The 10,304-nt window shown below is 66.5% G+C and carries 7 protein-coding genes; 2 read left to right on the top strand and 5 right to left on the bottom strand.

The features are described 5' to 3' along the window. Positions 1-287: 287 nt before the first annotated feature. Positions 288-752 carry an Lrp/AsnC family transcriptional regulator gene (locus ABF990_RS14390; RefSeq protein WP_415492499.1) on the bottom strand — a complete coding sequence of 155 codons (465 nt, stop codon included), beginning with the start codon at positions 750-752 and terminating at the stop codon, positions 288-290. A 155-nt stretch (positions 753-907) separates the two neighbouring features. Here ABF990_RS14390 and ABF990_RS14385 point away from each other — a divergent pair, with 155 nt between their 5' ends. Next, positions 908-1,924: a 1-aminocyclopropane-1-carboxylate deaminase gene (locus ABF990_RS14385; protein ID WP_415492500.1), complete on the top strand. Its 1,017-nt coding sequence runs from the start codon at positions 908-910 to the stop codon at positions 1,922-1,924. Between the two features lie 437 nt (positions 1,925-2,361). On the opposite strand, the gene ABF990_RS14380 is transcribed toward ABF990_RS14385, so the two are convergent. From ABF990_RS14380 to ABF990_RS14370, 3 genes are all read right to left on the bottom strand, one after another. After that, positions 2,362-3,708, bottom strand: coding sequence for a gluconate:H+ symporter (locus tag ABF990_RS14380; RefSeq protein WP_415492502.1), 1,347 nt, complete (start codon positions 3,706-3,708; stop codon positions 2,362-2,364). Between the two features lie 450 nt (positions 3,709-4,158). Next, on the bottom strand, positions 4,159-5,430 hold the full coding sequence (locus ABF990_RS14375; RefSeq protein ID WP_415500954.1) for a Zn-dependent hydrolase: 1,272 nt from the start codon (positions 5,428-5,430) through the stop codon (positions 4,159-4,161). A 190-nt stretch (positions 5,431-5,620) separates the two neighbouring features. Next, positions 5,621-6,844 (bottom strand): diaminopropionate ammonia-lyase, encoded by a 1,224-nt coding sequence (locus tag ABF990_RS14370; protein WP_415500955.1) that lies wholly within the window; start codon positions 6,842-6,844, stop codon positions 5,621-5,623. 153 nt (positions 6,845-6,997) lie between these two features. Between ABF990_RS14370 and ABF990_RS14365 the strand changes: the two genes are divergently transcribed. Continuing rightward, positions 6,998-8,494, top strand: coding sequence for an MFS transporter (locus ABF990_RS14365; protein WP_415500956.1), 1,497 nt, complete (start codon positions 6,998-7,000; stop codon positions 8,492-8,494). Between the two features lie 49 nt (positions 8,495-8,543). On the opposite strand, the gene ABF990_RS14360 is transcribed toward ABF990_RS14365, so the two are convergent. Beyond that, positions 8,544-9,935, bottom strand: a complete 1,392-nt coding sequence (locus ABF990_RS14360; RefSeq protein ID WP_415500957.1) for a purine-cytosine permease family protein — start codon at positions 9,933-9,935, stop codon at positions 8,544-8,546. Between the last annotated feature and the right edge of the window lie 369 nt (positions 9,936-10,304).

Below are 10,304 nucleotides of genomic sequence, written 5' to 3'. Positions count from 1 at the left end.
CCGCGCGGGGGTGGGACCCGGGCCCGCGGGGGGGGTGCGGGTCGGGGGGGGTGGGGAAACGGGGGGGGGCCCACCGGGGCCTGAATCACCGGGGGGATGGGGTAGGTCGTCTGGCGGGTGGGGGCGTGGGGCATGGCATGGCCTTTCGGGGCGTGCGGGTGAGAGTGGCGTTTATGCACAATTCGTGAAAGTGTTTTTTGGTATCAAAGAAAACGCTGCGTGATTTTAAGGCGAAGTTGCCCGAGAAAGTAAAGACCCTCCGAACCGGTTAAAGCCCTGCCTTGGGGTCAGATATCCAGCGCGCGGTTGTCCACCACCTCTTTCATGACGAAAAATGTGCGGGTCTGGCGCACGCCGGGCAGGGCGATCAGCCGTGCGGCGTGCAGGCGGTTGAAATCGGCCATGTCCCGCACCCGGATCTTGATGAAATAGTCGAAATCCCCGGCTACGAGGTAACAGTCCAGCACGGCGGGCATGTCCCGCGCGGCCTGTTCGAAGGCGGCGAAACTGTCGGGGGTGGAGCGGTCGAGCACCACGCCCACAATGGCCAGCGTGGCCAGTTCCAGCTTTGCGGGGTCAAGCTGGGCGCGGATATCCCGCACATAGCCCCCACCTAGCAGGCGCTGTACACGGCGGTGGCAGGTGGCGGGGCTGATATGGGCTTTCTCGGCCAGTTCGGCATTGGGGGTGCGTCCGTCCTTCTGTAACAGGCGCAGAAGCTGGCGGTCGGTGCGGTCCAGGTCCTGGGTCATGAAAGAATCTTCCGTTTTTTGTTCTTATTTTTGATATATATTGTGTACAATAAATTATATAGTAAATATAGAATAATTTTACGGGCCATGAATGAAAGCACATTTCATTGCGAACATGGTAAGTTCTGGCGGTCTTTTTATTACAGGATCGCACCATGCTCAATCTGGCCCGTTTTGAACGCTACCCCCTGACCTTCGGCCCGACACCCATCGAATTCCTGCCGCGCCTGACCGAATACCTGGGCGGGGATGTGGACATTTACGCCAAGCGCGAGGACTGCAATTCCGGCCTGGCCATGGGTGGCAACAAGCTGCGCAAGCTCGAATACATCGTGCCCGACGCCATTGCCTCTGGGGCGGATACGCTGGTGTCCATCGGTGGGGTGCAGTCCAACCATACCCGGCTGGTGGCCGCCGTCGCCGCCAAGATCGGCATGAAATGCCACGTGATCCAGGAAAGCTGGGTCCCCCATGACGACGCGGTTTACGACCGTGTTGGCAATATTCTCATGACCCGGCTCATGGGTGCGCATTCCCAACTGGTGGATGAGGGATTTGATGTCGGCATTCGCGAGAGCTGGCTGAACGCGCTCAAGGAGATCGAGGCCAGCGGCGGCAGGCCCTATGCCATTCCGGCCGGGGCGTCGGTGCATAAATATGGCGGGCTGGGCTATGTCGGCTTCGCGGAGGAAGTGCGCGCGCAGGAGGCGGCGCTGGGGTTCACGTTCGATTATGTCGTGGTCTGCACGGTGACCGGGTCCACCCATGCGGGCATGATCGTAGGCTTTGCCGATGACGGTCGCGCCCGGCAGGTGATCGGGATCGACGGCTCCTGCACGCCCCGGCAGGTCCGCGCGCAGGTGCTCGATATCGCGCAGAAAACCTCGGCCCTGGTCGATGGCCCCGAAATCGCGGGGGAAGATGTGGTCCTGATGGAAGACTACGCCTACCCTGCCTACGGCGTGCCCTCGCGCGAGACGGTGGAGGCCATGCGTATCGCGGCCCGGACCGAAGCCATGATTACCGACCCGGTTTACGAGGGCAAATCCATCCAGGGTCTGATCGACCTGGTGAAAAAAGGCTTTTTCCCCAAAAAATCCAAGGTGCTGTATGCCCATCTGGGCGGGGTGCCGGCCATTAACGGCTACAGCTACACCTTCCGCAACGGCTGAGCGCAGGCTGGCCCCATGCGGCCGTGCTCATACGGCCGTGCCCGTGCTGGCATGCCCCGTGTGGGCTGTCTGCGTGGGGCGGCCCATGGGCCGGTTTTTGCCCCGGGCCAGTCTTATTCCCGCCAGTCTTATCCCGGCCAGTCTCATCAGGGTCAGTCTCATCCGGGTCGGGGAGCCGGGCCACGACCGGCGTCAGTGACCGGGTTAATATCCGGTACCTGCTCCAGTATCTGGGCCACCAGCCCGGCCAATATCGGGGCCGGTATTCAGGTTGGTATCGCTGTCAATATTGGGCCAATATTGGGCCAGTGTCGGGTGGGTATCCGGCAGGTGTCCGGGCCGGTCATCGGTCCAGCGCTCCGTTCAGTAACCCGTTTTCGGGTTTGCCTTCGGGGCCGCGCGGGGGTGGCTGTTCCGGCTTCTGGCTTCCGGCAGGTCTAGGCGGCAAGAACCAGGTACTGGAACACGCTGGCTCCGGCCAGTGCAAGCAGGGCAATGGCGGTCTCGATCACCGACCAGGTCAGCAGCGTCTGGCCCATGCTCAGCCCCAGATATTCCTTGATCTGCCAGAAGCCGGGGTCCGTGACCGGGCCGAACGCGACGGAGCCCGCCCCCGTGGCCAGCACCATGGCCTCGGGCGAGACCAGGCCCGTCTGCTGGGCTATGGGGGCCAGCAGGGCGGCGGCCGTGCTCATGGCCACGGTGGCCGAACCGGTTGCCAGCCGCACCAGCGCGGCCAAGCCCCACGCCATCAGCAGCACGGGCATGTGCCAGTGCCGGGCAAGCCCGGTCAGTACGTCCGAGACCCCGGCATCGATCAGGGCGCGGCCAAACCCGGCTCCCGCGCCAATCAGCAGTACCAGAAAGGCGATAGGCGCCAGACAGTCATGCAGGTGGGCCGCCATGGCCTTGCTGCTGACCCCGCGTGCATGGCCCAGGGCAATGCAGGCGAACCCGACCGACAGCGCCAGTGCAATGTCGGTCGAGCCCAGCAGTTCACCCAGGCTGTGGCCCGGCCCGGCCGGAAAAAGGCCGCCCAGCACCAGCCCTGCCAGAATAAGCAGCACGGGCATCAGCACCGCAAGCAGCGCCAGCCAGACGGGCGGGGCTGGCTGAGCGGGCTGGGTGTCCAGCACCTGTGCCTCCAGCGAACTGACACCCTGCACCGTCATGCGCGCGGCCACGAACCGGGCGAAAACGGGCCCGGTCAGAATGGCCGTGGGTATGGCGATCGCCCCACCCAGCAGCAGCACAAGCCCCACCCGGGCGTGGTAGGCCTGTACCGCCACCATGATCGCGGGGTGCGGGGGCAGGAGCGCATGCACCACCGACAGGCCGGAAGCCAGCGGCAGCGCCGCCAGCAGGATCGGCTGCCGTGCGGCCCGTGCGGCCACAAAGGCCAGTGGGGCCAGCAGCACGAACCCGACATCGAAAAAAATCGGCAGCCCCACCACAAGCCCGATCAGCATCATGGCCCAGTGGATGTTGCGCGGCCCGAAACGCTGGATCAGCGTGTTGGCAATGGCCTGTGCGGCGCCGCTTTCGGTCACCATGCGGCCCAGCATGGTGCCAAAGGCGATAATGAAGGCGATATGCCCCAGCGCATGGCCCGCCCCGGCCTCGAACGACGTCACGGCCTGTGTGGGCGCATGGCCCACGGCCAGCCCTACGGCAATTGCAACGCCGAACAGCGTCATGGTCGGCTCGAACCGGAACCGGGCGATCAGGACAATGACAGCAACAATGGCCGCGGCCCCGATGGCCAGAGTAAAAAACGGTGTCATGACGCGGGGGCTCGTTCCTGTTGCCCCGTCATGGCGGGGGTGTTTGTGCTGGCGGTGGGGTCAGGTCCGCCGGAAAGCCCGCTGACCCAGACCCGCTGATACCGGCCCTTTTACCGGCCCAGCGGCACAGGTCCACAGGGCCGCCAGAGGTGGGCCGGGTTGGCTTGCGCCCCGGCGCAGCAGGCGATGGTGCGGTTCGGGGCCCGGACGGCAGGGCCCGGCCCCTTAATACCATGTGCGTGGTCCGGTTTTGCAGCCGCTTGGGGGTATGCAAGTTGCGGTCCTGCCGGACTGAACCGCTGGCGCGGGGTGGATGGTCCGCCTTTCCTTGCCATGCCTGCGTGCCCATGCCAATAGCGCATGCCAGCCATTTGATCCCGCGCCCGTTCGGGTGGGAGCCATGGCCTGCCCGACCGGATGACCCGGCGCAGGGGCGGTGCGGCGGCCGGGTCAGGCGGGGGTGGCTCCCGCATGGTCGGCCACAAGGCGGGCCAGCACGACGGTGCCGCGCACCAGATCGTCCAGCGCGGTGAACTCGCGCACGTTATGGCTGATTCCGCCGACACTGGGCACGAAAATCATGGCCGAAGGGGCAATCCGCGCGATCATCTGCGCGTCATGCCCCGCGCCCGAATGCAGCCTGCGGGTGGAATAGCCCAGCGCCCTGGCCGTGTGCTCCACCGCGTTCACGCAGGCGGGGTCGAACGCCACGGGGTCGAACCGGGCCAGGGTGCGGCATGTCACATCCGTGCCGGTTTGCGTGGCGACATCCTGCGCAATACCGAGCAGCGCCGCGTCCGCCTGTTGCAGGGCCGCGTTGTCGGGGTTGCGCAGATCGACCGTGAACACCGCCTCCTGCGCGATTACGTTCACCAGGTTTGGGGTCAGGCGCGTATAGCCCGTGGCCACAAGCTGGTCCGGTCCCAAAGTGCGGGCCATGTCATGCGCGCCGCAGACAATGCGGGCCGCGGCGTGTCCCGCGTCATGGCGCATGGCCATGGGGGTTGTGCCCGCATGGGCCGAGCGGCCCCTGACCGTGATTTCGTGCCAGGAAATACCCTGCACGCCCGAGACCACGCCAATCTGCACGCCTTCGCGCTCCAGCACCGGCCCCTGCTCGATATGCAGTTCGAAATACGCGGTCATATCGGCCGGGCCACGGTCCTGCCCGGCATAGCCGATACGGCGCAGTTCATCGCCCAGCACGGCGCCGTCCGCGTCGCGCAGGGCAAGTGCTTCGTCCAGTGCCAGGCCGCCGGCAAAGACCAGACTGCCCAGCATGTCGGGCTGGAAACGCGCACCTTCCTCGTTCGTGAAGGCGGCTATGGTAATGGGGTGGCGTGTTCTGGCCCCCATGTCATTAAGGGTGGCCACCACCTCCAGCCCTGCCAGCACGCCGAATGTGCCGTCGTACAGCCCGCCGGTGGATACCGTGTCGATATGCGAGCCGACCATGACCGTGCCTTGCGTGCCGCCGTCACCCGCGCGCGTGCCGAAAATATTGCCGATTGCATCCACGCTCACGCTCAGCCCCAGCGCGCGCATGCGCGCGACCAGCAGGTCGCGGCCTGCCCTGTCGGCATCGGTCAGGGCAAGGCGGGCCACCTCGCCCCCCGGCAATGCTCCCACACGCCCGAATTCCTGCACCGAGGCATCGAGCCGCTGCGGACTGATGGGGAGTGCCGCTGGCACCCCCACTGGGAGAACCGCTGGGAGCGCCATTGGGTGCGCCGTCGGCGGAGCCGCTGAGGGTGCCACTGAGGCTGCCAGTGGGGCTGCCAATGGGGGAGCCAGCGGGCGTGTCAGAGGGGGTGCGTGTGGAGGAACTGATGAGGGTGCCATCGGGGATGCCATCGGGGATGCCGGTGGGGATACAGGTCGGGGTGCCTGCAGGTCTGTCTGTGGGGGGCGGTCATCGTGCATCGGCCATGGCCTTTTCCAGTTCGGCGGCATCCCGCCCCACGATCTCGCGGTACATCGCGGGGTCTGTCGCCCCTTCCGTGCCGATTGCCAGCACCACGGAATGGTGTGAAAGCCCGAGGCGGCCTGCCAGTTCGGGGTTGGCCATGACCTCGCGCAGCCCGGCCAGACCGGCGGCGCCACTTTCCCCCGCAATGACGGGGCTGTCGCCGCCCACGCCCCGGGCCAGGGCCCGCATGGTCTGGCGTATGCTGTCGTCATCAAGGGCGAGATACGCGTCGGTCAGGGCGTGGATCGCGGGCCATGCAAGGCTCGAAGGTTCGCCACAGGCCAGCCCCGCCATGATGGTATGCAGGTCTCCCGTCACGGCTGTCGGTGCTCCCGCGTGCGCACTGGCCAGCAGGCAGGCCGCCGTTTCGGGCTCCACGGTTATGAAGCGGGGCGGGGCAGGGGCGTACGCCATGGCCATGCAGGCCATGATGGCGGCGGCAAACCCGCCCACCCCGGCCTGAAGGAACACATGCGTGGGAACCCGCGCACCAAGCTGGTCGCGTATTTCCTCCGCGATCAGGCTGTAGCCCTGCATGATCCAGCCCGGGATTTCGGCATAGCCGGGGTAGGACGTGTCAGAGACCACGAACCAGCCCTGCCTGTCCGCCTCGGCCTGTGCGTGGCGCACTGCGTCGTCATACGTGCCGGGCAGGCGCACGACCCGCGCGCCAAGGGCTGCAATGGCGTCGGCCCGCGCCCGGGTCACGGCTTCATGGATGAAGATCACGCTGTTGCAGCCAAGCTGCGCCGCCCCCCAGGCAACGGATCTGCCGTGGTTGCCATCGGTGGCACAGCATACGGTGACCTGTGCCGCACTATCCGCATACGCCCCGGCCAGCAGGTCGGCGGCCGTGGGCGTGGTGCCCGTACGTTCGGTTACGATCCGCCCCAGCAGGCGCTGCACGGCGTAGGCGCCCCCCAGCGCCTTGAAACTGCCGAGCCTGAAACGCCCGCTTTCCTGTTTGTAATACAGCGCGCCGCAGCCCAGTTCCGCCGCCATGCCCGGCAGGGGTACAAGCGGGGTGGAGGCGTATTGGGGCCATGCGGCAATGGTGGCCAGGGCCGCGCGCGCATGCGCGGGCCCTGCGGGAAAGCCGAACCCGTCCGCGCTGGCGGGGGCCGGGGGGCGGTGGGCGTGGTCGGGCAGGAAAAGGCCGCTCAGCATGGATCATGGTACCCAGGGTGGGAAACAGCCTGCATGATGGCGGTGGCGTGGCGGTTGTTCAAGCCATGTCGTGCTTGAACAACCCGGTGCGAGGCTTCTACTCTGGCAGGCTGAAAAAACCGCCCATGCGGCACGGATCGGAGTTCCTTACCCATGGCCCCTGCGCCCTCCTGCCTGCCCGACGGGGCGGCCCCGGCACGTTCCGTGGCACCCCGGGTTCTGCTTGCCGCCTGTGCCGGCAATTTTCTCGAATTCTACAACTTCATGGCCTTTGCCTTTTTCGCTCCCATGATCGGGCAGGCGTTCTTTCCGTCGGGCAATCATCTGGCCAGCCTGCTGCATTCGCTCATGACCTTTGCCGTGGGGTTTTTCCTGCGGCCGTTCGGGGCGCTGGTGGTCGGGTGGTACGGGCGGCGCTATGGCCAGCGCGCCGCCCTGATGCTGACCTTCAGCCTGATGGGGGCGGGTTCGCTGCTGCTGGCGCTCGCCCCGGCCACCGCGACAATCGGCCTGCTGGCCCCGGTGCTGATTATTGTCGCGCGGATGTTGCAGGGCTTTTCCGATGGGGGAGAAGTCGGTCCGGCCACGGCGCTGATTGTCGAGACCGCACCCGAAGGGCTGGGCGGGGTGTTCGCGGCCATGCAGTCCATGACGCAGCTTCTGGGGTCGCTGGCCGGGGCGGTGGTGGGGCTTGTGCTCTCACTCACCCTCTCGCACGAGGCGCTGTATGCCTGGGGCTGGCGGGTGCCGTTCGTGCTGGGGCTGGCCATTGTGCCGCTGGGCCTTGCCCTGCGCGCCAGCGGCGGTATGGCCCCGGCAGGCGCACGGACTGCTGCGGGGCCGGATGCACGAATGGGACTCGGTAAGGAGCCCGGGGGTAACCGGAAGGCTGCAGCCCATGGTGTGACGGGTGTTGAGCCGGATACGGCGGCGGGTGCTGGCCCCTGTGCGCCCCCATCCCCCACCTATCCCGACAGGGCCGAGCGGCGCGTGCTGCGCCGGGTGGTGCCGCTGGTGTTCCTGTGCATCACCAGCGGCACCATCATGACCTATGTGGAGCATTTCGGCGTCAGCTATGCGGTGGCGGTGCTGCATCTTTCCCCCTCCGTTGCCATGGCGGGCATGGTGGCGGGGTTGTTGACCGGCGTCGTGGCGCTGGGTGTGGGCATGGCCACGCTGGCCCGCCACCCGGACCCGAGACCCTATGTGCTGGGGATCGGGCTTGTTCTGGCCGCGGTCAGCGTGCCGCTGTACCGTCTGGCCATACAGGCGCCGGGGCTTGGCAGCATGCTGGCGCTGAACGTCACTCTGTTCGGGCTTACGGGGCTGGCCAATGCCTGTGTCTGGCGCACGCAGGTCGAGGCCCTGCCCGCGCGCAGCCGCTCTTTCATGTTCGGGATCGTGTATGCCCTTGCTGTTTCGAGCTTTGGCGGGCTGACCCAGCCTTTCGTGACCTGGCTTGTCGCGCGGACCGGCAACCCTATGGTGCCGGGTTACGTCATGGTGGGTGCTGTTTTCCTTGGTCTTGGTGCCTATATGACGCTGTACAGCACCTTGCGGCGTAGCCCCGCCACAGTGGCGGACGGTACCCGCGAGGCAGACAGGGGCGGCCATGCCGGGACCGGGGGAACGGTCATATCCGGTTTCTGACCTGTGCGGCCATCCACCCCTTTTGGCCCGTGTGCAGCGGCCGGGCCGGTCAGGGTGTGGGGGACGGGGGGAGTGCCTTGGGGTTGAAGCGCCGTTCCACAGCCCAGTACAGCGGGCCGGTCACGCACAGGCTTACCACCCAGGCCAGGTCTATGCCGTGCATCATGCGGGCGATGGGACCGGTATAGAAATCGGTCGCGAAAAACGGCACCTGCACCGCAATGCCGATCACGTAGCAGGCCAAAGCGGGCTTGTTGAACAGCCCGTACCGCCCCCCGGTGGGGGAAAAGAACGAGGCCACGTCATACTCGCCATGGTGCAGCACGTAGTAATCGGTCAGGTTGATGGCCGTCCACGGAATCATGACCGCCATCAGGGCCTGCAGGAACGTATCGTACGCGGCCATGAAACTGCGGCTCATGACCACGGCCATGATAAAGGTCAGCCCGCACAGGCCCAGTGTCACGGCAATGCGCGCCCCCAGCCGGTGCTGGCGTGTGGGGCGGAAGGTCTGTAGCACGGTCAGGGTGGACAGTGCCCCGCAATAGATGTTCATGGCCGTGGCCACGGTAATGCCCAGCGACAGGGCCGCCAGCACCGGCACCGCCCACACGCCCAGCAATGCGGCGAACGTGGCCACCACGTTCTGCCCGCCCGCCAGCAGGCCGATCAGCGCGCCAATGCTCATGGGCAGGACGGAGCCGCCCACACACCCCCAGAACGAGGCATGGAAAGCCGCGCGTTCCCCCGCCCGGCCCGGCGGCAGGTAGCGCGAATAATCCGACACGTAGGGGGCATAGGCAATCTGCCACAGGGCCGCGGCGGACAGGCTGGCCAGCATGCCGCGCAGGGTGGCCGGGCGGGATGGTGCGGCCACAATGGCGGGGTACTGCGTGACCCAGACATACAGGAGCGACGCCACCACCACCACGCCGCACAGCACGGTCATGGTGCGGGCGGCTGCGTGGATCATGCGGTAGCCCATCAGGGCGGGTATGGCGGTCAGCACCCCCATGGCCACCACGCAGCCCATGCGGCCAAAGCCCGGAAAGATCTGTTGCAGGCCTTCCCCGCCCAGCACGAAGTTGGATGCGGCGAACCCCACATACATCAGCACCACCAGCGCCGTGACCGGCACCGCGCCCCAAAGCCCGAACTGGCCGCGTGTCTGGATCATCTGCGGAACGCCAAGGCGCGGGCCCTGCGCCGCGTGCAGCGCCATGAACACCCCACCCACCAGATTGCCCACCACAAGGGCCGCAAGTGCGGGGCCAAGGGGCTGGGCGAACAGGGTCGTGGCCAGTGCGCCGGTCACGACGGTCAGCATCATCATGTTCGACCCGAACCAGACGGTGAACAGGTCGCGCGGGCGGCCATGCCGCCTGTCCAGCGCGATGGGGTAAATGGTTTCGGTCTCAATATGGTTCAGGCTGTCGGACATGAAAGGGGCCGGGCTCCATCGGGTCTGTGCGGGCTGTACCGGGTGCGGGGATGCGGCGGGCAGGTACGCAGGGGCATAGTCACGTTCTGCCTGCGCCCGCACCAGATGGCGAGGGGATTCGTTGCGATGTTTTTTCCGAACCACGTCATCGGAAAAGATTTGTCCCGCACACGGGCCTTTGCTCTCCCCCCCGTGGGGGAATGCCTGATACGCTGGCCCACGTCACAACCTTGTCCCCCGATCCCGCCTTCACGACCCCGCCCCATCATGCCCCGGGCCAGACCGTAATGGAGAGTAAAGACAGCATGCCGCCCGCCCACCCCGATGCATCCCTGTCCACCCAGGCCCTTCTCGCACGGCTGGTCGGGT

This window comes from Acetobacter sp., from assembly GCF_047723915.1.
Taxonomy (GTDB): domain Bacteria; phylum Pseudomonadota; class Alphaproteobacteria; order Acetobacterales; family Acetobacteraceae; genus Acetobacter.
This window is presented reverse-complemented; position numbering and strand designations above follow the sequence as displayed.

Coding starts and splice junctions, on each gene's coding strand:
- ABF990_RS14390 (WP_415492499.1), bottom strand. CDS start 752: ATGACCCAGGACCTGGACCGCACCGACCGCCAGCTTCTGCGCCTGTTA.
- ABF990_RS14385 (WP_415492500.1), top strand. CDS start 908: ATGCTCAATCTGGCCCGTTTTGAACGCTACCCCCTGACCTTCGGCCCG.
- ABF990_RS14380 (WP_415492502.1), bottom strand. CDS start 3,708: ATGACACCGTTTTTTACTCTGGCCATCGGGGCCGCGGCCATTGTTGCT.
- ABF990_RS14375 (WP_415500954.1), bottom strand. CDS start 5,430: ATGGCGCTCCCAGCGGTTCTCCCAGTGGGGGTGCCAGCGGCACTCCCC.
- ABF990_RS14370 (WP_415500955.1), bottom strand. CDS start 6,844: ATGCTGAGCGGCCTTTTCCTGCCCGACCACGCCCACCGCCCCCCGGCC.
- ABF990_RS14365 (WP_415500956.1), top strand. CDS start 6,998: ATGGCCCCTGCGCCCTCCTGCCTGCCCGACGGGGCGGCCCCGGCACGT.
- ABF990_RS14360 (WP_415500957.1), bottom strand. CDS start 9,935: ATGTCCGACAGCCTGAACCATATTGAGACCGAAACCATTTACCCCATC.